At 71.2% G+C, this 21,459-nt stretch carries 24 protein-coding genes; 13 read left to right on the top strand and 11 right to left on the bottom strand.

Annotated features, from left to right (window positions below; all coding sequences use genetic code 11):
* Positions 1-5: 5 nt before the first annotated feature.
* A complete protein-coding gene (gene cbiT, locus L107_RS13965; RefSeq protein ID WP_106221172.1) occupies positions 6-605 on the top strand; it encodes a precorrin-6Y C5,15-methyltransferase subunit CbiT in 600 nt (199 codons plus the stop codon).
* 10 nt (positions 606-615) lie between these two features.
* On the top strand, positions 616-1,521 hold the full coding sequence (locus L107_RS13960; protein ID WP_159819837.1) for a phosphatidate cytidylyltransferase: 906 nt from the start codon (positions 616-618) through the stop codon (positions 1,519-1,521).
* Between the two features lie 16 nt (positions 1,522-1,537).
* Here the strand turns inward: L107_RS13960 and L107_RS13955 are convergent, their stop codons facing one another.
* The gene (locus L107_RS13955) at positions 1,538-2,185 is read right to left on the bottom strand and encodes a DUF2993 domain-containing protein (RefSeq protein WP_106221177.1); all 648 of its coding nucleotides are present in this window, start codon (positions 2,183-2,185) and stop codon (positions 1,538-1,540) included.
* A gap of 31 nt (positions 2,186-2,216) precedes the next feature.
* Entirely contained in the window at positions 2,217-2,537 is a 321-nt protein-coding gene (locus L107_RS13950) for a hypothetical protein (protein ID WP_159819835.1), read from the bottom strand.
* 72 nt (positions 2,538-2,609) lie between these two features.
* On the opposite strand from L107_RS13950, the gene L107_RS17055 reads away from it, so the two are divergent.
* Complete coding sequence (locus L107_RS17055) at positions 2,610-4,112, top strand: NAD(P)-binding protein (protein ID WP_370515496.1); 1,503 nt, start codon at positions 2,610-2,612, stop codon at positions 4,110-4,112.
* Here L107_RS17055 and L107_RS13940 read toward each other — a convergent pair.
* The 5 genes from L107_RS13940 to L107_RS13920 form a co-directional block, all read right to left on the bottom strand.
* Positions 4,063-4,536, bottom strand: coding sequence for a DUF1499 domain-containing protein (locus L107_RS13940; protein WP_159819833.1), 474 nt, complete (start codon positions 4,534-4,536; stop codon positions 4,063-4,065). The two genes, L107_RS17055 and L107_RS13940, sit on opposite strands and share 50 nt — an antisense overlap.
* Positions 4,533-5,444 carry an alpha/beta fold hydrolase gene (locus L107_RS13935; protein WP_159819831.1) on the bottom strand — a complete coding sequence of 304 codons (912 nt, stop codon included), beginning with the start codon at positions 5,442-5,444 and terminating at the stop codon, positions 4,533-4,535. Before L107_RS13935 ends, L107_RS13940 begins: the two co-directional genes overlap by 4 nt.
* Positions 5,441-6,544, bottom strand: coding sequence for an iron-containing alcohol dehydrogenase (locus tag L107_RS13930; protein WP_159819829.1), 1,104 nt, complete (start codon positions 6,542-6,544; stop codon positions 5,441-5,443). The genes L107_RS13935 and L107_RS13930 overlap by 4 nt, the downstream gene beginning before the upstream one ends.
* A 54-nt stretch (positions 6,545-6,598) precedes the next feature.
* Positions 6,599-9,148, bottom strand: a complete 2,550-nt coding sequence (locus L107_RS13925) for an ATP-dependent Clp protease ATP-binding subunit (protein WP_159819827.1) — start codon at positions 9,146-9,148, stop codon at positions 6,599-6,601.
* Between the two features lie 186 nt (positions 9,149-9,334).
* Positions 9,335-9,811: a GNAT family N-acetyltransferase gene (locus tag L107_RS13920; RefSeq protein WP_159819825.1), complete on the bottom strand. Its 477-nt coding sequence runs from the start codon at positions 9,809-9,811 to the stop codon at positions 9,335-9,337.
* Positions 9,812-9,873: 62 nt separating this feature from the next.
* On the opposite strand from L107_RS13920, the gene lysA reads away from it, so the two are divergent.
* From lysA to L107_RS13880, 8 genes are read left to right on the top strand one after another with little or no spacing between them, the layout of a single operon-like run.
* Positions 9,874-11,298, top strand: a complete 1,425-nt coding sequence (lysA, locus tag L107_RS13915; RefSeq protein WP_159819823.1) for a diaminopimelate decarboxylase — start codon at positions 9,874-9,876, stop codon at positions 11,296-11,298.
* 48 nt (positions 11,299-11,346) lie between these two features.
* A complete protein-coding gene (cdaA, locus tag L107_RS13910; RefSeq protein WP_159819821.1) occupies positions 11,347-12,162 on the top strand; it encodes a diadenylate cyclase CdaA in 816 nt (271 codons plus the stop codon).
* The gene (locus tag L107_RS13905) at positions 12,159-12,959 is read left to right on the top strand and encodes an isoprenyl transferase (RefSeq protein WP_159819819.1); all 801 of its coding nucleotides are present in this window, start codon (positions 12,159-12,161) and stop codon (positions 12,957-12,959) included. The genes cdaA and L107_RS13905 overlap by 4 nt, the downstream gene beginning before the upstream one ends.
* A complete protein-coding gene (gene bioB / locus L107_RS13900) occupies positions 12,956-13,954 on the top strand; it encodes a biotin synthase BioB (protein WP_159819817.1) in 999 nt (332 codons plus the stop codon). Before L107_RS13905 ends, bioB begins: the two co-directional genes overlap by 4 nt.
* Complete coding sequence (locus L107_RS13895; protein WP_370515497.1) at positions 13,951-14,895, top strand: rhodanese-related sulfurtransferase; 945 nt, start codon at positions 13,951-13,953, stop codon at positions 14,893-14,895. Before bioB ends, L107_RS13895 begins: the two co-directional genes overlap by 4 nt.
* 4 nt (positions 14,896-14,899) lie before the next feature.
* Entirely contained in the window at positions 14,900-15,934 is a 1,035-nt protein-coding gene (locus tag L107_RS13890) for a DUF952 domain-containing protein (RefSeq protein WP_159819813.1), read from the top strand.
* On the top strand, positions 15,928-16,428 hold the full coding sequence (locus L107_RS13885; protein WP_159819811.1) for a hypothetical protein: 501 nt from the start codon (positions 15,928-15,930) through the stop codon (positions 16,426-16,428). Before L107_RS13890 ends, L107_RS13885 begins: the two co-directional genes overlap by 7 nt.
* Before the next feature lie 33 nt (positions 16,429-16,461).
* Positions 16,462-18,051 (top strand): M10 family metallopeptidase C-terminal domain-containing protein, encoded by a 1,590-nt coding sequence (locus L107_RS13880; protein ID WP_159819809.1) that lies wholly within the window; start codon positions 16,462-16,464, stop codon positions 18,049-18,051.
* A 96-nt stretch (positions 18,052-18,147) separates the two neighbouring features.
* On the opposite strand, the gene L107_RS13875 is transcribed toward L107_RS13880, so the two are convergent.
* The gene (locus L107_RS13875) at positions 18,148-18,342 is read right to left on the bottom strand and encodes a DUF2256 domain-containing protein (protein ID WP_159819807.1); all 195 of its coding nucleotides are present in this window, start codon (positions 18,340-18,342) and stop codon (positions 18,148-18,150) included.
* Positions 18,343-18,413: 71 nt separating this feature from the next.
* On the opposite strand from L107_RS13875, the gene L107_RS13870 reads away from it, so the two are divergent.
* The gene (locus tag L107_RS13870; protein WP_159819805.1) at positions 18,414-19,460 is read left to right on the top strand and encodes a magnesium transporter CorA family protein; all 1,047 of its coding nucleotides are present in this window, start codon (positions 18,414-18,416) and stop codon (positions 19,458-19,460) included.
* Here the strand turns inward: L107_RS13870 and L107_RS13865 are convergent.
* The 3 genes from L107_RS13865 to L107_RS13855 form a co-directional block, all read right to left on the bottom strand.
* Positions 19,433-19,876 (bottom strand): hypothetical protein, encoded by a 444-nt coding sequence (locus L107_RS13865; RefSeq protein ID WP_159819803.1) that lies wholly within the window; start codon positions 19,874-19,876, stop codon positions 19,433-19,435. The two genes, L107_RS13870 and L107_RS13865, sit on opposite strands and share 28 nt — an antisense overlap.
* A gap of 4 nt (positions 19,877-19,880) precedes the next feature.
* Positions 19,881-20,576, bottom strand: a complete 696-nt coding sequence (locus L107_RS13860) for a hypothetical protein (RefSeq protein ID WP_159819801.1) — start codon at positions 20,574-20,576, stop codon at positions 19,881-19,883.
* A gap of 65 nt (positions 20,577-20,641) precedes the next feature.
* A complete protein-coding gene (locus L107_RS13855; protein WP_236550707.1) occupies positions 20,642-20,860 on the bottom strand; it encodes a hypothetical protein in 219 nt (72 codons plus the stop codon).
* Positions 20,861-21,053: 193 nt separating this feature from the next.
* Between L107_RS13855 and L107_RS13850 the strand changes: the two genes are divergently transcribed.
* Complete coding sequence (locus tag L107_RS13850; protein ID WP_159819797.1) at positions 21,054-21,449, top strand: hypothetical protein; 396 nt, start codon at positions 21,054-21,056, stop codon at positions 21,447-21,449.
* The last annotated feature ends 10 nt before the right edge of the window (positions 21,450-21,459 follow it).

The raw sequence follows: 21,459 nt of genomic DNA, 5'->3' as shown, positions 1-21,459 counted from the left end.
GCCCGTTGCCGAACCCCTTCCACTGGGATTTCGTCACCCCCGGACTGCCGGACAGCGCCTTCGAGGACGCCCCGGGCTTCAGCCCCACGCCGCTGGAGCTGCGGGTGATGCTGCTGGCCCATCTGCGGCCCCGGGCCGATTCCCTCGTCTGGGACGTGGGCGGCGGCACCGGCGCCCTGGCCCTGGAGATCGCCCGGCTGATGCCCGGCGGCGCGGTGCACACCCTGGAGCGGGATCCGGAGGCGATCGAGCTGCTGGAGCGCAACCGGCAGCGTTTCGACATCCACAACCTGCACATCCACGCCGGCGAGGCCCCGGAGGACCTGGCCCTGCTGCCCCCCCACCCGGACCGGGTGCTGCTGGAGGTGGGGCGGCCCCTGGAGGACGTGCTGCGGGCCGTCTGGGAGGCGCTGCAGCCCTCCGGACGGCTGGTGATCAGCACCGTCAACCTGGAGGGCCTGGTGAAGGCCACCGACACCCTCGCCCAGCTGGGCGCCCACGATGTCCAGGTGGTGCAGGCCACCGTGCACCGCATGCAGCGCCGCGGCAGCCAGGCCAAGCTGGCGGCCGCCGAACCGCTGTTCGTGATCGCCGCCGAGCGCTGAGTCCAAGCCCTTGCTTCCCGCCCCCCGCACCGCCACCTCCCTCCCGCGCCTGCTGAGCGGCTGGCTGGCCGGCGGCTTCGGGCTGGTGGTGGTGGGCCTGGGCGGCTGGTGGTTCACCGTCGCCGTGGGGGTGATCGTGCACCTGGGCCTGCTGGAGTTCTTCCGCATGGCCCAGTTCAAGGGCATCCGGCCGGCCGTCAAGACCACCCTGGTGGCGGTCCAGCTGCTGCTGGTCTCCACCCAGGTGGCCGCCGGCAGCCTCTGGGGGGGTGGCGGCATGGCGGGCGACGTGGCGGCGGCCGTGCTGCCCGCCTCCGGGGCGGTGATCTGCGGCTGGCTGCTGCTGCAGCCCGTCACCGGCACCATCGCCGACATCGCCGCCTCGGTGTTCGGCCTGTTCTATCTGGGCTTCCTGCCCAGCCACTGGATCAAGCTGCGGGACCTGACCGACCCGGCCCTGGCCCCCGCCCTCGACGGCCTGGGCTGGCCCTGGAGTCCGGGCATGGCCCTCACCCTGCTGGCCTGCCTGATGATCGTGGCCACCGACATCGGCTCCTACGTGATCGGCCGGCGCCTGGGGCGCCACGCCCTCTCGCCGATCTCCCCAGGCAAGACGGTGGAAGGGGCCCTGGGCGGGGTGGTCTGCGCCCTGCTGGTGGGGGGCCTGGGCGGAGTGCTGCTGGGCTGGCGCTGGGGCTGGCTGATCGGCGCGGTGCTGGGGGCGGTGGTCTCTCTGTTCGCCCTGGTGGGTGACCTGACCGAATCGATGATGAAGCGGGATGCGGGCCTGAAGGATTCCGGCGATGCCATCCCCGGCCACGGCGGCATCCTCGACCGGATCGACAGCTACCTGTTCGTGCCGGCGGTGGTCTATTCCCTGGTGACCCTGGTGCTGCCCCTGCTGCAGCGGGGCTGAGCTGTCGCCTGGGCCCTCAGGGGGAGACCCGGGCCTCCCCCTCCAGGTGCAGCAGGCCGGCACCGAGCTCGGCCCGCTCGATGCGGATGTTGGGATCCATCGGCAGCCGGGCCTGGGGGGTGCCCTCGGCGCAGCGCAGTTCCACGGTGCCGCCATCGGCCCGCACCACCACCTCCCGCTCCACCGGATCCCGGTCGCCGCTGGCGAAGGCCCGCAGCAGCAGCCGGTCCTCGCGGATGCGCAGCCCCGCCAGGGGGGTGAGGCCCAGCAGGTCGTCGGCCAGGCCGTCGCCGAGGCCGCGCCAGGCCGGGGTGCTGAGGGAACGGCTCAGCCCATCGCCGCTGAAGCTCACCTGCCCCTGGATGCGGAAGGGCGACTCCAGCTTCACCGCCTGGTTGCGCACCAGGGAGCCCATGCGCACCTGGATGCCGTCGCAGCGCAGCTCCACCTCCTCGATCTCCATCGCCTGGTAGACCACCCGCCGGGCCCGCAGCCGCACGCCGTCGAGGCGGCCCCGCAGCAGCCGCAGCCCCGAGCCCTCCAGGCGGATCTCCAGCCGTTCGATGGCGTCGCACTGCTGGCGCAGCCACAGCTCCAGCCCCCGGGCCAGCAGGCCCATCACCGGGCCCTCGGTGGGTCTCTCGCCGTCCGGGGTCTCGCTCATCCACCACCAGGGGACAGGGCTCCCCAGATTCTCACTCCAACCGGGGGCCGTCCGTCCGCGCCTGGCGGGCGGCGCGGAAGGCCTCGGCGGCCGTGATCGCCGCCAGCAGCAGCAGCCCCCCCAGGCCGATCAGCTGGTCGGTGGGATCGGCGGCCGCCGGGTCCGCCCCGAGGCCGCCGCCGCCCAGCGCCGCCCCGAGCAGGAACCAGCCCGTGGCGAGGGCCGTGGTGATCCAGTAGGCGCGCCAGCGGCGCTGGTAGATGTAGCCGCCGCCCAGGCCGGGCACCACGTTGAGCAGGGCCCCCAGCCAGGGGGCGGAGGCCGCCAGGATGGTCTTGTCGTCAGGCGTCATCGGGATCGCTCCTTGGCCGGTACCTCCCCAGAGTCTGGCCAGCCGCAGCCTGGAGGTGGGCCCTCCCTGGCGGTGATCGGCGCCGGGGTGGCCGGCTGCGCCCTGGCCGCGGGGCTGCGGCGGGGCGGCTGGGGGGGGGCGATCGTTCTCTGGGAGGCGGGCCGGGGTCCCGGCGGCCGGGCCGCCACCCGCCGCTCCCGCCACGACCCCGGCTGGCACATCGACCATGGGGCCCCGCTGTTCAATCTGCGCGAAGGGCCGGAACCGGATCTGGTGGCGCCGCTGCGGGCGGGGGGCTGGATCGAGCCCTGGAAGGAGCCGGCGGCGCTGCTCGACGCTGAGGGGGCCCTGGGGCCAGCCGATGGGGATCCCCTGTTGAGCGGCCACCTGTTTCGGGGCCGCCGGGGCATGGACGACCTCGCCCGGGGGCTGCTGGCCCTGGCGGAGGCCCCGGCGGTGGCGGCTGCGGCGCCCGGGAGCCTGTCCTGCCGCTACGGCACCCTGATCCACCAGCTGGAGGTCAGGCCCGGCGGGGGCTGGCGCCTGGCCGACGCCACCGGGGCGGTGCAGGGGGAGGCCGACTGGCTGGTGCTCAGCGGCACCCTGCTGGCCCATCCCCGCGCCCTCGAGAGGTTCGGCTGGCCCCAGGTGCCGCTGCAGCGGGCCTCCCAGGGCCTGGGCGATGGGGAGCTGGAGGCCGCCCTGGCGGCCATCGCCAGCATGGAGATGGAAGCGCGCACCAACCTGATGCTGACGATCGAGCCCACCGCCGCCGCCCGCTGGCTGGCCCTGCCCTTCCGGCTCCTGGGCCTGGACGGCCCCGCCCAGCGGCGCTGGGGGCTGCGGCGGCTGTCGATCCAGCCCCTGGCCGATGGCCGCTGCGCCGTTGTGGCCCATGGGCTTCTGGCGGAGCCCGATGACGCCGCCGCGATCACCGCCTTGGAGCGGGCCGTCGCCGGGGCCCTGGCCCCCTGGCTGGGCGATGGGGCCGGCGCTGGCGAGACGCTGGTGGGGGTGGAGCGGCGTCAGCTGATGCGCTGGGGGGCCGCCTTCCCCAAGGCCCCCGGCCTCCCGGCCACCGCCACGGTCTGTCGCCGCAGCCGGGTGGCCTTCTGCGGCGACTTCATCGCCGGGCCGGGCTTCGGCCGGATCGAGGGGGCCCTGCGCAGCGCCCAGGCCCTGGCGGGCCGGCTGCTGGTCCTGGTGCTGCTGCTCGGCCTGGCCCTGGGCAACCCGGCAGCGGCCACGGCGGCCGCCGCAACCACGACCACCCCCTACCGCTGCGACGGCGACCTGCTGCTGGCGACCGCCGACAACGGGGCCGTGGATGCCCCGGGCATCCCCAACACGGTCGCCGGCACGGTGCCCGGCGCCACCGTGCTGCTGGAGTGGCGCGGCCTGCGCCTGCAGCTGCCGCGCACCAACAACGCCGGTCCGCCCAGCTACACCGACGGGATCTGGTGGTGGAGCCTGGAGGATCCGGCCCAGCCCCGCTTCCTGCGCCGCCGCGGCGCCATCGAGAGTTTCAGCTGCCGGGCAGGTCCTGCCGCAGGGCCGCCAGCCGACGGCCGTTGACGCCCAGGTCCGAATCGCCCAGCCGGGAGCTGGAGCGGGCCTGCAGCACACCGGACGCCGGCAGGGCGTAAAGCTCGAGGTCGTCCACGAAGCCGAACAGCCGGCTGGTGGCGGTGGCGTGCAGATAGGGTCCGTCCCGCTCGACGATCCTCACCCCCTCGGTGGTCTCCAGGATCGGCACCAGCGCGTCCAGGGCCGCCTCGGGGTCGGTGCGCGGCCAGTCGGCCCTGGCGCAGTGGGCCGGCGCGGCGCAGGGGGAGAGGGAGCCGCCCCGCACGCCGAGGTCCTCCGGCACCGGCCCCTCCAGGTGCAGGAGCGAGGCGTCGGCCGGGCCGGGGAGGGCCAGGGCGGGGACCCCGAGCAGCAGCACGAGCAGCAGGCCGGCGATCAGACGCGGCAGGGAAAGGCGAGGGGCAGAGGTCATGGGTGGGTGGGGATCGGGGCGCAGGGAACGCCCAGCCAGGCAGCGGCGACCTGCTCGGGCTGGTCGATGTGGGGCAGGTGGCCGCAGGCCGCCAGTTCGGTGATGCGGGGGCCCAGCAGGGCCTGGGCGGCGCGCTTCTGGGGGGCCCGCAGGATCCGGTCGTCGGCGCCCCAGAGCACCGCCAGGGGCTGGGGGGGCAGGGGGTCGCCGCAGCCGGCGAAGCCGCCGCTGCGGGCGAAACGGCCCAGGGCGCCGGCCCAGCCCGGCGTCTGCAGGTGCAGCGAGGCGATCTCCAGCTCCGCCGGCCCCACATCCCGATCGGGGTCGGCGAAGGCACTGCGGCAGAGACCGCGGCGCACCGAGGGCAGGGCCAGGAAGCGCACCCCCAGCCCGTCCAGCAGGGGCGGCAGGGGCATGGGCCGGCCGGTCAGGCCGGCCGGGGCCAGCAGCAGCAGGCGCTCGAAGCGGCCGGGATGGCGCCGGGCCAGGGCCACGGCCACCGCACCCCCCATCGAGGCGCCGATCAGGCCGAGGCGGCGGCCCCCGCAGGACTCCCGCCGCTCCAGCTCCTCCAGCAGCGCGTCGAGGTGGGCCAGCACGGCCTCGGGGGTGTAGGCGCGCTCCACGGGCCTGGGACAGAATCCGAACCCGTGCAGATCCGGGATCAGCAGCCGGTGATGGGCCGCCAGCAGGGGGGCCAGGCGGCGGAACTCCAGGAACGAGCTGTCGAAGCCGTGCAGGAGCAGCAGGGGCGGACCCTCCCCCAGCACGGCCACGGGCCACTGCCCGGGGTGCTGCGGCAGCTCCCACCACTGCACCAGGGCGGCCAGGTCGCGGCCGAGGGGATCGAGCAACGAGGCGGCGGCGGTCGCGACCAGCTCGCGGCCACTGGGGGGGCCCGCCGTCACGCCTGCTGCCGCTCGGCCGTGGCGCCCACCATGGCGGCGAGCAGGTCCTCGGGGGCGACCGCGAAGGGCAGCCGGTGCAGGTCGGAACCTTCCAGGCAGGCGAAGCGGCAGACCTGGCGCAGCTGGTCGAGGCTGGCACCGGCCAGCCCCAGGGATTCGAGATCGGTGGGCAGCCCCAGCCGGCGGAAGAAGGGCAGCAGCTGACGCCGGGCCTGGGCCGCCAGGCGGTTGCCGGCCAGCTGCTCCTCCAGCCACAGCTGCACCAGCACGCCGAAGCCCACCTTCTCGCCGTGCAGGGCGCCGTGGGTGGCGGCGAGCTGGGTGAGCCCGTTGTGGACCGCATGGGCGGCCACGGTGCGGCAGCGGGCCCCGCCGATGCCGCCGATCAGGCCGGCGGTGAGGGCGCAGCCCTCCGCCACCCGCACCCAGGCCTCGCCGGAGGGGTCGGCGAGGGCGGCTTCCCCCTCCAGCAGCAGCAGATCGCGCAGCAGGCGCGCCATCTGCACCGCCTGCTGGATCAGCCCATCGCCACTGGAGCCGCTGCTCACCGAGGCCTCGTACCACTTGGCCACCGCATCGGCGATGCCGCTGGCCAGGGTGCGCGGCGGCGCCTGCCGCACCAGGGCATGGTCGAAGACGAGCAGGTCCGGGCAGCGGTCGAGGGCGACGTCCCCGAGGAAGGCGCCCTCGGGGGTGTAGAGGTTGGCCAGGGCCGTCCAGCCGGCGCAGGTGGCGGCGCTGGTGGGCACCGTGATGCAGGGGAGGCCGAGGCGGTGGGCCATCAGCTTGCCCGCGTCCAGCACCTTGCCGCCACCGGCGGCGATGACCGCATCACAGCCGGCGGCCGCAGCGTCAAGGGCCAGGGGGCCGAGGTCGTCGTCGCAGCAGTCGCGCAGGCCCTGGCTGACCAGGGGACAGGCCCCCCCCTGCTCCAGGTCGAACGCCAGCTGCTGACGCAACCCGAAGGTGGAGGCACTGCGGCCGAGCAGCAGGGGGCGGCGCCCCAGGGCGACGATACGGGGCAGGGCCTGCTGCCAGGCCCCCTCCCCACGGAGGACCACCGCCGGGGCGATGGCCTGGGTCTGAAGAGGATCCGTCATGGCCGCCATCTCATCAAAGAAATGTAGAAGTCGGCCGATCCGGGTCGCGATCGATCAGGCGCTGGCGCTGGCCAGCTCCGGCAGGGATGGGGTGACCGACTGCTTGCGGATCACCACCTGCTTGTCGTCGTCGACATCCACCAGGCAGGCATCGCCCTCGCCGATCCGGCCGGAGAGGAATTCCTCCGCCAGGGAATCCTCGAGCAGGCGCATCACGGCACGGCGCAGGGGACGGGCGCCGTAGCTGGGGTTGTAGCCCTCCTCCACGAGGCGCTCCTTGAAGGCCTCGGTGACGGACATGCCGATGCCCTTGTCCTGCATGCGGGCGAAGACCTCCCGCAGCATGATCTCGGCGATCAGCTTCACCTCGTCGCGGCTGAGCTGACGGAAGACGATGATCTCGTCGAGACGGTTGAGGAACTCGGGGCGGAAGTACTGCTTCAGCTCCTCGTTGACCAGGGAGCGGATGCGATTGTACTGGGTTTCCTCCACGTCGCCGCCGCCGAACTCGAAGCCGAGGCCGCCGCCACCCTTCTCGATCACCTTCGAACCGATGTTCGAGGTCATGATGATCAGGGTGTTCTTGAAGTCGACCGTGCGTCCCTTGGAATCGGTGAGCCGGCCGTCCTCCAGCAGCTGCAGCAGCAGGTTGAAGACGTCGGGGTGGGCCTTCTCGATCTCGTCGAACAGCACCACGGTGTAGGGACGCCGCCGCACGGCCTCGGTGAGCTGGCCGCCCTCGTTGAAGCCCACGTAGCCCGGAGGCGAACCGATCAGCTTGCTGACGGTGTGGCGCTCCATGAACTCGCTCATGTCGAGCCGGATCATGGCGTCCTCGCTGCCGAAGAAGTAGGCGGCGAGAGCCTTGGTGAGCTCCGTCTTGCCGACGCCGGTGGGGCCGGAGAAGATGAAGCTGGCGATGGGGCGGTTGGGGTTCTTGAGGCCGACCCGCGCCCGGCGGATGGCCCGGGACACGGCCTTGACGGCCTCGTCCTGGCCGATGAGGCGCTGGTGGAGGGTCTCCTCCATGTTGAGCAGCTTCACCGACTCGCTCTCGGTCAGCTTCTGGACGGGCACGCCGGTCCATGAGGCGACGATCTGGGCGATGTCCTCCTCGGTGACGAGGGGGGAGCGGCTTTCCTCGCTGGCGTCATCGGCCACGGGGCCGCCCAGCAGGGCCGGGGTGTCGGTCTCGACGGAGGTGCCGGCGGGTTCGTCGTCGCGACGGGCCTGCAGGATCGTGCGGATCTGGTCGCGCAGTTCGACCTCCTTGTCGCGCAGTTCACCGGCCTTGGTGAAGTCCTGCTGGCGGACGGCATCCTCCTTCTCCTTCTGGACGCCGCGCAGCTGCTTGTCGACCTCCTTGGCCGCCGGCGGCAGCTTGGAGTTGAGCAGGCGCACCCGGCTGCCGGCCTCGTCGATCAGGTCGATGGCCTTGTCGGGGAGGAAGCGGTCGCTGATGTAGCGGTCGCCGAGGGTGGCGGCGGCGACGAGGGCCTCATCGCTGATCTTGAGGCGGTGGTGCTGCTCGTAGCGCTCCCGCAGGCCCTTGAGGATCTCGATCGTGTCGACGACGGAGGGCTCGCCCACCATCACCGGCTGGAAGCGGCGCTCCAGGGCGGCGTCGCGCTCGATGTGCTTGCGGTACTCATCGAGGGTGGTGGCGCCGATGCACTGCAGTTCACCGCGGGCCAGGGCCGGCTTGAGGATGTTGGCGGCGTCGATGGCGCCTTCGGCGGCACCGGCGCCGATCAGGGTGTGCACCTCATCGATCACCAGGATCACGTTCCCGGCGGAGCGGATCTCCTCCATGATCTTCTTGAGCCGTTCCTCGAACTCACCCCGGTACTTGGTGCCGGCCACCAGCAGGCCGATGTCGAGGGTGAGGACGCGCTTGTCCTCGAGGATGTCGGGGATCTCGCCCTGGGTGATCCGCTGGGCCAGGCCCTCGGCGATGGCGGTCTTGCCCACGCCCGGCTCACCGATCAGGACGGGGTTGTTCTTGGTGCGGCGGCCGAGGATCTGAATGACCCGGTCGATCTCGTTCTGGCGGCCCACGACGGGGTCGAGCTTGGACTCGGCCGCCAGCTGGGTGAGGTTGCTGCCGAATTCGTCGAGGGTGGGGGTCTTGGTGGATCCCTTGCCCGAGCTGCCGGAGGCCACCTCGGCCGTCTCGCCCAGCATGCGGATCACCTGGGTGCGGACCTTGGCCAGGTCGACGCCGAGGTTCTCGAGCACCCGGGCGGCCACGCCCTCGCCCTCACGGATCAACCCCAGCAGCAGGTGCTCGGTGCCGATGTAGTTGTGCCCGAGCTGGCGGGCCTCCTCCAGGGAGAGCTCCAGCACCCGCTTGGCCCGCGGGGTGAAGGGGATCTCCACGGCGACGAAGCCGGAGCCGCGGCCGATGATCTTCTCGACCTCGACCCGGGCGTCCTTCAGGTTGACCCCCATCGACTTGAGGACCTTGGCGGCGACACCGGTGCCCTCGCCGATCAGGCCGAGCAGGATCTGCTCGGTGCCGACGAAGTTGTGGCCGAGGCGGCGGGCCTCTTCCTGGGCCAGCATGATCACCTTGATGGCCTTCTCGGTAAACCGCTCGAACATGGGGCGGGACCAGATGCAAGTGGCACCAACCTATCAGGATTGAAGGGCCGTGTGGGAGGTGGGGAGCACACTCCTCAGAAACCCACGTGCCGCAGGCGCTCAGACGAATCAGAACACAAACCAAGCACCAGGATTGACAAGAAATAGGTATAGGAATCTACGGTTATCCACACCCCAATCACGTTGTCAGGATCCCGGGGTCAGTTTGACCCATTGGATCAGGGCGTCCTCCCCGTTGCGGTAGTAACCATGACGGATGCCGGCGGTGCGGAACCCCAGGGCTGCATACAGGGCGATCCCCGGTCCATTGCCAACCGCCACCTCCAGGGTGGCGCGGCGGGCGCCGCGCTCGCGGGCGGCCGCCATCAGCGCCTGCAGCACCCGGCGCCCCAGCCCCCGGCGGCGCTGGCCCGGGGCCACCGCCACCAGGGTGATGTGCAGCTCGTCAACCACGAGCCAGCCACTGGCCATGGCCAGCAGGTCGGCCCCCCGGCGCAGCCCCAGGCCCGGCCGGCCCTCCTCCTCCAGCTCCCGGCGCCACTGCTCCAGGCTCCAGAGGCCGCCGAGGGCGGCCCGGTCGAGGGCCAGGCAGGCCGCGGCGTCCGCCGGGACCAGCGGAGACAGGGTCGGGGCGGGCAGCGGTGGCGGAGGTGGCGCCGGCACGGCCGTTGGACACGAACATCCTTACGATCGGACATCCTGACCCTTTCCCCGAACAGGCCGCCATGGTGACCAGCGCCTCCCCGGCGACCGATCCGGTCGCTCCCCTTTCCGCGGCCCCGATCGCCTCCGGAGGTCCCTTCGAGCAGGGAGCCGATCCGCTCAGCCCCAACCGCAACCTGGCCCCGCTCACCGCCCGCCTCGATGCCCTGGGCCGCCTGGAGGTGGGGGGATGCCTGCTGAGCGACCTGGCGCGCACCTACGGCACGCCGCTCTACGTGCTCGACGAGGCCACCCTGCGGGCCACCTGCCGGGCCTACCGGGAGGCGCTGGACGCCCACTACCCCGGCGAGGCCCTGGCCCTCTACGCCTCCAAGGCCAACAGTTCCCTGGCGATCACGGCACTGGTGGCCGCCGAGGGCCTGGGCCTCGATGCGGTCTCGGCCGGGGAGCTGCTCACGGCGCTGCAGGGCGGCATGCCGGCGGAGCGGATCGTCTTCCACGGCAACAACAAATCCGCCGAGGAGCTCCAGCTCGCCGTCGACCGCGGCGTGACGGTGATCCTCGACAACTGGAACGACATCAGCCTGCTCGCCACCCTGGCGACCGGGCGGCCCGCACCGGTGCGGGTGCTGGTGCGGTTCACCCCGGGCATCGAGTGCCACACCCACGAGTACATCCGCACCGGTCACCTCGACAGCAAGTTCGGCTTCGACCCCGACCAGCTGGAGGCCGTGCTGCGCCACCTGGCCGCCTGCCCCTGGGCGCGGGTGGATGGCCTGCACGCCCACATCGGCTCCCAGATCTTCGAGCTGGAACCCCACCGCGACCTGGCCGGGGTGATGGCCGAGGCCCTGGGCCTGGCCCGTTCCCTCGGCCACCCCTGCGGCGACCTCAACGTCGGCGGCGGCCTCGGCATCCGCTACGTGGGCTCCGATGACCCGCCGAGCATCCAGGAATGGGTGCGGGTGGTGGCGACGGCGGTGGCCGAGGCCTGCGGCCAGCGCCAGCTGGCCCTGCCGCGGCTGCTGTGCGAACCCGGCCGCTCCCTGGTGGCGACGGCGGGGCTGACGCTCTACACCCTGGGCAGCCGCAAGGAGATCCCCGGCCTGCGCACCTACCTGTCGGTGGATGGCGGCATGAGCGACAACCCGCGGCCGATCACCTATCAGTCGCTGTACACCGCGGTGCTGGCCGACCGGCCGCTGGCGGAGGCCACCGAGGCGGTGACCGTGGCCGGCAAGCACTGCGAGTCCGGCGACGTGCTGCTCCACGACGTGCGCCTGCCGCTCACCAGCCCCGGCGACGTGCTCACCGTGTTCGCCACCGGCGCCTACAACGCCTCGATGGGCTCCAACTACAACCGCATCCCCCGGCCGGCGGCGGTGCTCGTCCACGAGGGCGTGGCCGAGGTGGTGCAGCGGCGTGAGCAGCCGGAAGACCTACTGCGCTACGACGTCCTGCCCCACCGGCTCCTGCCGGTATCCTGACCGCGTCAGGCGGCTACCCGTTGAACCGGCCTGCCCCTCCTTTGTGTTGTGATCTGGCTGCGGCTCATCGATTTCCGCCTGCTGCTGGATCTCCTGTTCGCTTCCCTGCTGGGGCTTGTGCTGCTCGGCAGGGTCACCGAGGCGCGCACCCTGTGGCTGCTGCGCGGCTATCTGTTCCTGGTGGCGCTGGCCTGGTTCGTGCAGCGCTACGCCAACCTGCCCCTCACCAGCAGCCTGGTGGATGCACTGGTGCTGGCCTGCAGCCTCGCCCTGGCGATCCTGTGGCAGGGGGAGCTGCGGCGCCTGATGGAACTGCTGGGCACCGGACGCCTCGGGGTGCTGTTCGCCGACCGCAGCCGGGACCAGCTGGCGTCGGGGTCGGTGAGCCTGCTCACCGAGGCGGCCGGGCGTCTGTCCCAGGCGCGCTGTGGCGCCCTGATCGTGCTCGACCTGGGCAGTGATCTGCGCCCCGAGGACTTCCTCAACCCCGGCATCCGCATCGATGCCCAGCTTTCCGTCGACCTGCTGCTCAACCTCTTCGCGGTGGACACGCCTCTGCACGACGGGGCGGTGCTGGTCCAAAAGAACCGCATCGTGGCGGCCGGGGTGATCCTGCCCCTGTCCCGCCAGGGCCTGAACCGCTACGGCACCCGCCACCTGGCCGCCATGGGACTGACCGAGCGCCACGACGGCTGTTTCTGCATCGTCGTCTCCGAGGAGACGGGCACCCTGTCACTCGCCTCCCAGGGCCGGCTGGAACGGCCGATCACCAGCAGCCGCCTTCACGACCTGCTCACCGACGCCCTGGCCTCCGCTCCCACGGGGCGTAGCGTGGCCGCGGACCCGCCGGAACATCGCGGATGAGTCGCGCCCTGGCGACCACTCCATCGTCCGATCCCGACCAGCTGCCCGCCCAGCTGGATCCGGCTCGGCTGCCCCGCCACGTGGCGGTGATCATGGACGGCAACGGCCGCTGGGCCCGTCATCGGGGGCTGCCCCGGGCCATGGGCCACCGGGCCGGGGTGGAGGTGCTGAAACGCACCCTGCGCCACTGCAGCGACTGGGGGATCGGCGCCCTCACCGCTTACGCCTTCTCCACCGAGAACTGGACCCGGCCGGGCGAGGAGGTGGCCTTCCTGATGGCCCTGTTCGAACGGGTGCTGGCCAGGGAGCTCGAGGCGCTCGAGCGCCAGCAGGTGCGCATCCGCTTCCTCGGCGATCTGGAGCCCCTGCCGGAGGGCCTCAGGGTCCTGATCAACGACGCCACCGAGCGCACGGCCGGCAACACCGGGATCCACTTCAACGTCTGCACCAACTACGGCGGCCGCAGCGAACTGGTGCGGGCGGCCCGCCGCCTGGCCGATCGGGCCGCCCGCGGCGAGCTCGACCCGGCCAGCATCGACGAGGAGCTGTTCGCCTCCGAACTGTTCACTGCCGGCGATGCCGACCCCGACCTGCTGATCCGCACCAGCGGCGAGCAGCGCATCAGCAACTTCCTGCTCTGGCAGCTGGCCTACGCCGAGCTGCACATCACCGAGGTGCTCTGGCCCGACTTCGACACCGAGGCCCTGCTGGCGGCGCTGCTGGATTATCAGGGGCGCCAGCGCCGCTTCGGTGGCGTGCAGAGTGGCGTCCAGAACGGTGTGGAGACCACCCCATGAGCGTGCGCCACGACTGGTCCCGCCAGGAGATCCAGGACCTGCTCGACCTGCCCCTGGTGGATCTGCTCTGGCAGGCCCAGGCGGTGCACCGCAGCGCCAACCCCGGCTACCACGTGCAGCTGGCCTCGCTGCTGAGTGTCAAGACCGGGGGCTGCGAGGAGGACTGCGCCTACTGCCCCCAGTCGATGCACCACCCCAGCGACGTGGGCGGCCGCCCGGAGCTGGCGGTGGAGCCGGTGCTGGAGCGCGCCCGGCAGGCCAAGGCGGCCGGCGCCCACCGTTTCTGCATGGGCTGGGCCTGGCGGGAGATCCGGGATGGGGCCCCCTTCGAGGCCATGCTCGCCATGGTGCGGGGGGTGCGGGAGCTGGGGCTGGAGGCCTGCGTCACCGCCGGCATGCTCTCAGACGGCCAGGCGGCCCGACTGGCGGAGGCGGGACTGACCGCCTACAACCACAACCTGGACACCAGCCCCGAGCACTACGACCGGGTCATCTCCACCCGCACCTACCAGGAGCGGCTCGACACCCTGCAGCGGGTGAGGAGCGCCGGCATCGACCTCTGCTGCGGCGGCATCATCGGCATGGGCGAGACGCCGGAAGACCGGGCCGCCCTGCTGCAGGTGCTGGCCTGCCTGGATCCCCATCCCGAAAGCGTGCCGATCAATGCCCTGGTGGCCGTGGAGGGCACGCCGCTGGAGGACCGGCCGCCGGTCGACCCCCTGGAGCTGGTGCGCATGGTCGCCACCGCCCGCATCCTCATGCCCCACAGTCGGGTGCGGCTCAGCGCGGGACGGGAGCAGCTGGGACGGGAGGCCCAGATCCTCTGCCTGCTGGCGGGGGCCGATTCGATCTTCTACGGCGACACCCTGCTCACCACCTCCAATCCGGCGGTGAGCAGCGACCGGGAGCTGCTGCGGGCCGCCGGGGTGCGGGTGCAGCTGGAGGGGCAGCCCACCGCAGCCACCCCAGCCGCCACCGCCATCGCCGGCCGCTGAGGGTGCAGGTCGCCAGCTTCTACCGGTTCGTCCCCTTTGGCAGCGAGGAGCTGCCGCTCTGGCGGGCCCGGCTGCTGGCCCTGGGCAGCGCGGCCGGCCTCAAGGGCACGGTGCTGCTGGCCCGCGAGGGCATCAACGGCACCGTCTGCGGGCCGGCCTCCGCCGTGGCCGCCCTGCTGGCGCTGCTGGAGGCCGACCCACGCCTGGCGCACCTGGAGGTGAAGCGCAGTGAGGCCACCGGAGCGGTGTTCCACCGCTTCAAGGTACGCCTCAAGGCGGAGATCGTGACGATGGCCGAGCCCTCGGCCCAGCCGGCCCTGGGCACGGGAATCCCGGTGCCCCCCGAGCACTGGAATGCCCTGCTGGACGACCCCGACACCCTGACCATCGACACCCGCAACCACTACGAGGTGGCCCTGGGCAGCTTCGCGGGGGCCATCGACCCCGCCACCGAGAATTTCAGCGACTTCCCCGCCTGGGTGGAGCGGCACCTGCGGCCCCTGGTGGCCCAGCGGCGGCCGCAGCGGCTGGCCCTGTTCTGCACCGGCGGCATCCGCTGCGAGAAGGCCACCGCCCACCTGCTGAAGCAGGGCTTCGACAACGTGCTGCAGCTGCAGGGGGGGATCCTCAACTACCTGGAGCAGGTGCCGGAAGCGGAGAGCCGCTGGCACGGCGAGTGCTACGTGTTCGACCAGCGGGTGGCCCTCGACCACCGCCTGCAGCCGGGCACTTACCACGCGTGCCATGCCTGCGGCCTGCCCCTGGCCCCCGCCGACCTGGGCCTGGCGAGCTATGTGGCCGGGGTGAGCTGCCGCCACTGCATCGATCGCTTCTCCGACGCCGACCGGGAGCGGTTCGCCGAACGCCAGCGCCAGATGCGGCGCGCCGAGGCTTCCGGTGAGTCCCACATCGGCCGGGTGATGCCCGCCGTGGGCGGCTGAGCGGATGGCGCCGCGCCTGCCCATCCTGTACAGCTTCCGCCGCTGCCCCTACGCGATCCGGGCCCGGCTGGCCCTGGCGGCGGCGGGGCTGACGCCGGGGGGGGATCTGGAGCTGAGGGAGGTGCACCTGGGGCGCAAGCCCCCCGAACTGCTGGAGGCCTCCGCCGCCGCCACCGTGCCGGCCCTGGTGCTGCCGCCGGACGTCGGCACTGATCCCCAGGGGGCCGGCCGGGTGCTGCCGGACAGCCTGTCCGTGATCGCCTGGGCCCTGGAGCGCCACGACCCCGGCGACCTGCGACGCCAGGGGAGCAGCGAGACCGCTGGGCAGGAGCGGGCCCGGATCGCCGCCCTGATCGAGCAGAACGATGGGGCCTTCAAGCACCATCTCGACCGCTTCAAGTACCCCGAGCGCCACCCCGGCGACGACCGGGAGCAGCACCGCCGCGACGCGCTGGCGATCCTGCGCCGCTGGAGCGCCGCCCTGGAGGCCGGCGGCTGGCTGGTGGGGGGGCGGCCCTCCCTGGCCGATCTGGCCCTGCTGCCCTTCGTACGCCAGTTCCGGCTCGCCGATCCCGAGGGGTTCGACCGGCTGGGCGATCTGCCTCCGCTGCAACGCTGGCTGCAGCGCTTCCTTGAGGGACCCGAGCTGGCGGCGGTGATGGCCGGGGCCTGGGGGCCCCGGCGGCCCTGGCGCTCCGGGCAGTGGATCTATCACCTGGCCCTGGCCGACGACTGGCGGGACGCCAAAGCCCGCGGGGTGTACGAGCGCTCGACCCGCGGCCAGTCGCTGCAGGAGGTGGGCTTCATCCATGCCAGCGGGGCCGACCAGGTGGAGGCCACCTACGGGCGTTTCTACGCCGATGCGGGGGAGGTGCTGCTGCTGACCATCGACCCCGGGCGCCTGAGCGCCCCCCTGCGCTGGGAGCCGGCCCCGGAGAGCGGCGAAGGCTTCCCCCACATCCACGGACCGCTGCCGCTGGAGGCGGTGCTGGCCGCCGAGGCCTATCCGCCCCCGCCGCCGGGCGGCGCACCATGCTGAACCTGGAGGCTCTGGAGCGGCAGGCCCGGGAGCGCGGCCTGCTGCTGCGGCTGCAGGTGCAGGGGCTGGCGGGGGTGCGGGGGCTGCGGGTGGCGGTGGCGCGCCCCCGGCCGGAGCAGCCGCCCCTGCTGCTGGGGGAGCTCAAGGGCTGGTGCCTGCCCCTGGCCGATGGCCTGCGGCTCGACACGATGCGGGTGCAGGGGGAGCGCAGCGAAGCCGTGGGGCCGCTGATCTGGGCCACCACCTTCGCCTGGTCCCTCGAGGAGACGCCCTGCCGCTCGGCGCGCCTGCTCGCGATCCGCGATGGGGAGCGCCAGCACCGGCGGCTGGTGCGCTACTTCCGGCGGCTCGGCTTCACGCCGCTGCGGGAGCTGGGCGGCGGCCCGCTGGATCTGGCCCCGCGGCTGGTCTGGGGCGGGGCGGGCCTGCTGATGCGGGGCGACTGCGACGAAGGCCTGCGGCGCAGCGCCCGCTGGCTGACGTCCGTCCGGTGACACCTACGTTGGAGCCGGGTAACGAGCTGGACCATGGCCACCGCCTCCCTGAGCATCAACAACCAGTCGGGAGGCAGCCTCTACTACTACGTCGTCGGGCCAGGGTTCAGCGTTGAGCCGCTCCAGCCCGGCCAGAGCAACAGCCTCTCCCCGGGTCTGAACAAGGTTCCGATTCTGGCGGCTCCTCAGATGAGGATCTACGTCTCGAGCTCCGCCACACTGTTCGCCAACCCTGGCCAGGAACCGATCGGCTGGAACACCACAGCCCCCTTCTCCTTCTACGAATACACGATCGATGGCAGCGGCTTTTCCGCTGATATGTCGTATATCGATGACTGGGCCTATCCGATCCAGACCAACATCACCGACAGCAGCGGAAACCTCCACAATTTCGGCTTCCTGAACGCGGCCGCGATCGCCATGGATTTCGCCGCCCTGCCACCGGGCGGATTCACCACCAGTGCCGCCTCGGGGAAGGGTGTGGGGACGGCCTCGAATCTTTGGGATGCCCCGAACCGTCGATTCGTCGGCCCGATGCGGCTGTGGCAGCAGCAGGTGATCATGGCCAATGCCGTGCAGAACGGACAACCGGCCTACTGGCCGCCGAATGCACCCGCCGGCTGGATCCAGTTCCTCGAGGAGGTGCCCTACGGGCCCTCCCCCTTTGGCTACCCGCGCTCCGCCGGCGCCAGCAGCCTCAATCCCCAGCGGACCTATCCCGCCTTCGGTTTCGACTTCTCCACCAACACCTCCTGGGGCGCCATGAACGGCGGGCAGGGGGCGCTGGTGCCCCAGCCCCGGGGGGAACAGCTCTTCGCCCACAACTGGAATGTATGGAACTACGGCTACACCGATGCCGACCCCAGTGCGGACAAACCGAATCCGAACTATTCCTTTGAATCGAATGCCTACACGTCCATCCTCCGCTCCCAGGCGGCACGGGAGAAGGCGGCCGGCCGACTCCCCGACACCGCCGGAACATCACCGACGGCCGGCAACCCGAACTTCGTCGGCTTCTATACGGCATCCAAGGACGACTACTACGGCACCTTCACGGTCGCCGCGATCGCCGATGTCAGCCTCACCATCGGCGCCCTGGCCCCGTCCAGCATCGGCACCAGCGGCCCTGACGGCATCGTCGGCACTGGCGGCCACGACATCATCTCGGGTGGCTACGGAGCCGACTGGCTGGCTGGCGCCCCCCTGGCCCCGAACTGGTCCGCCCCCAACAACTTCCGCGACCTGGCCTTCTTCGGTGTTCCCGGAGGACTGGCCCAGTGGAGAGGTCTGGTCGGCGGCGGACGCGACACCTTCGTCTATGTCCGGGCCGACAGCAGTCTGAGCAGCCCGGGGCAGCGCGATGTGATCACCGACTTCGCCGCGGACGACAGGATTGATCTTTCGAGGGTGGACGCTGACAGCCGCCGGGCTGGCCTCCAGTCCTTCACCTGGATCGGCTCCAGGGCGTTCTACGGGGAGGCGGGCCAGCTGCGGCTGGAGCAGAACCGCCGGCAGAACCACGCCCTGCTGCAGGGGGATCTCGACGGCAACGGCAGCAGCGACTTCGAGGTGATGCTGATGGGACCGGTCCAGTTCTCGGCCGCCAACCTGATCCTCTCCTGACCCTGAGCAGGACCGCCGAGGAGACTTGGGCTGGGCATCGGGGGGTTGCGGCGGTGGCTCACGGCCGCATCGCCGTGGCATGGAGCCTGGGTCGGGTCATGGGGCGCTGGCGGCGCGCTTCTGGACCGAAGCGGGAGCGGAAGGATCCGGGAGGGCGCGATGACGGTTGCGGCGGCAGCGCTCGGAGCAGTAGCGCACCTCGTCCCAGACATCCTTCCACTTCCTGCGCCACTGGAACGGTCGTCCGCAGACCGGGCAGGTCTTGGTTGGGCGATCCAGGTGATGGGGCATCCGGCCAAAGGGATGGGATGGGCCCATCAGCCTGACAAACGCGAACCCGCTCCCGTGACACCATGGGGCCAATGGCCGACCCCAGCTGCTATCGGATCGGCCGCACCGGCCCGGCGATGCGTGTGGCGTCAGCCGAGGAGGCTCTGAGCGCCAGCGAAGCGGACGGATATGCCTGGCTGCATTACCGCGAAGCCAGCCGGGACGATCTGGACCAGCTCGTCGGTCTGCTGGGCCTGCACGCGCTGTCGATCGAGGATTGCTTCGATGATCATCAGATTCCCAAGATCGACGATTTCCCCAACAACACCTTCATTCTCTTCAATACGTTCCTGTACGACCGTGGCGTCCTGGAGGTGGGGGAGATCAACCTCTTCCTCGGCCAGCGATTTCTGGTCAGCATCAGCCATCTGGATTCCAGTCACCGCTCCTACCTCGATGGGGTGGAGAGGATGGTCGAGAGGGGGATCGAGGAGGCCCGCCAGGGCCCGTCCCACCTCATGCACCTGATCCTCGATCAGGTCGTCGATCAGAAGTTCGTGGCCATCGAGGCCCTCGAGGATGAGCTGAATGGAGTGGAAGAAGCCCTGATGGCGGATCCGGCCAGCTTCAAACCCGCCGAACTGATCCGATTCAGGCGCTACCTGCTGCGGCTGCGCAAGAGCCTGTTTCACGAACGGGAGATCCTCAGCAAGATCTGCCGGGGGGATTTCCCTTTGATTTCCCTGAAGGCGATCTACCACTTTCGCGATATCTACGACCATCTGGTGCGCTTCTATGAAGTCACCGAGTCGTACCGGGACATCGTCACCAGCCTGATGGAGATGTACCTGTCGATGCTCAACAATCAGATGGCCAGGGCCGCCAACGACACCAACGCCACGGTTCGGCGCCTGACGCTGATCACGACGATCTTCATGCCGCTGACCCTGCTGGCGGGCATCGGCGGCATGTCCGAGTGGACGATGATCACTGGCCCGGATAACTGGCGTGTCTCCTATCCGGCCTTCATGCTCGCCATGGTCGTGATCGGCTTCGCCAGTTATGTCTTTCTCAGCCGTCTGGACCGGAACCGCAACACGACGCGACGCCCTCAGTTGAGCCGACGCTGGCGCGCCTGACGGCGGGACGCGGCCTGGACCGTGCTGAGCTCGTCGGCCTCCTGAAGCAGCTCGCCGGAGAGGGACTCCAGATCATCGGCCGCCCTCTGGAGCTGGGCGCTGAGCCTCAGACCCTCCTCGATCGACTGGCCGTAGGCCTCGCTGGCCTGATCGATGGCCGCGAACAGCTCCCTGAACTCCTCGGGTGGATGGGTGTCCCAGTCGGGGTAGGCGACCGCCGCCTGCTGGAGCACCTGCAGGGCGGTACCCCAGCTCGCCTTGAGGCGGAAATCGAGATGGCGCAGGTCCTGGTTGGTGCGCTTGAGCTCCCGGGTACTGGAGACCCCGGCCAGGGCCAGGGCCTCGCGTTTCAGCTCGGTGATGGTGGGCGGCTTGGTTCGGGCAGTCGCGGAGCGAGGGGATGGGGGTCTGGCCATGGCCCTACTCGGCCAGGCCGAGGCCCAGCTGCTCCCCGGCCCGGAGCCGTTCCAGCTCCCCGCGCAGCTGCCGGGTGGTCTGCCGTTCGGCCCGGAGGGCCTCCTGAAGTTCGTCGCGCTGGCGCCGGTAACGATCGGTGTGGGCAACACGGCCGCCGAGGCTCTGGTTGTTCCTGGCGAGTTGCCGGCGACGTTCCACCTCGGCATCGAGGGCTCGCTGCAGGGCCACCAGCTCCTTCTGCAGTTGCAGCTCGGCCTTCGACTGCTGCTGCTCGCAGCGAAGCGCAGCATTTTCCGCCTCCAGGGCCTGGAGGCGGGCTTCGAGGCGATCGATCTTGATCTGCTGGCCCCGCAACGCCTGCTTGAGCTTCTGCAGCAGGGCGCCAAGGCGCGAGCGTTCCTTCTGCTGGGTCAGGCTGTTGGCTTCACACTGCCGGGCGTAGTCCCTCAGCAGTCCCGTGCGTCGCTGCAGCACCTTGGCGGTGCACTCGTACTTGATGATGGCGATGACGCGGCAGCGCTCCAGTTCGTCCAGCTCCTGAACGGCCTTGAGGCGCCTGAGCTCGTCGTAGTTGGTGCACTCATGCCGCAGCACCTGGGTCGGCACGTGGTCCTGGGCGCCGATGCGCGGCAGGTTCTTCAGCCGGACACGGTCGTGCCAGTAATCAAACAGAGCTTTCTGGTCGACAGCTTCGAGCATCGCGCCCACTCCCTGGTGCATGGCCAGTCGTTGAAGGACTTTAGGAACCGGATCCGCCTCGCCGGTCACGGCTGGGAGGGCAGGGTGTCACGGAGTTTCTCCAGCCGCAGGAGGCGCTGGGCGTGGAGATCGGTCTCCTCTGACCAGCCACCGGGGATCCTTGCTGGCGCCTCCGGCTCCTTGGCCGGCGGATCCTGCGCGGGCTCCACAGGGCGCGGGCCATCCAGGGTGGCGACCACAAACAGAGCCACCAGCAGCTCCGCCAGAAAGGGCAGATCGATCATGGGGATGGACATGGGCGGCAAGGATTCGGTTCAGTTGCTCAGCCACCTTCCACCGGGCGAGGGGAGTCCGTTCCCATTCACCTGCGAAGAAGGGCTCGGGCCGCCCAGCCCAGTGCACTGCCCGGGAGGTGGCGCCAAATTCTGTAGCAGCAGATACAGTTGGATCCGAATCTCCAGCGGCAGGACTCACCCCATGGCCAGCGGTTGCTTTCCCCATCAGTTCGAAGGCAGCTTCTCCGCCTTCAAGGAGCGGCAGCTGGTGTTCGCTCTCACCCGCCAACTGGCCGACGCCCAGTTCCGGCGGGGGGACCGGTCCCGGAGCGAGCGGCTCTGGCAGGAAGCCGCTGCGGAGGCCATGGACGCCGAGCGGATCACCGGCCTCCTCTACGGCGTCCACGACCATGAGGACGAGGAGGCGATGGAAGCGGTGGATCGCCCCTACCGCGAGCGGCAGCGGGAGGCCCTGCGTCGCGCCAGCGGCCCCCTGGCCCGGCTGGCCCGCCTCACCGGGCGTCGGACGGCCCGCACTTCCCCGCCCCACCGACCAGCGGAATCGGGCCGGCGACCCCTGGCAGGCTTCGGCCGCTGAGCGCGCCGGA

It is taken from the genome of Cyanobium sp. Copco_Reservoir_LC18, assembly GCF_009834675.1.
Classification (GTDB): Bacteria; Cyanobacteriota; Cyanobacteriia; order PCC-6307; family Cyanobiaceae; genus Cyanobium; species Cyanobium minutissimum.
The sequence above is the reverse complement of the archived record's forward strand: the minus strand, read 5'-3'. Positions and strand labels throughout refer to the sequence as shown.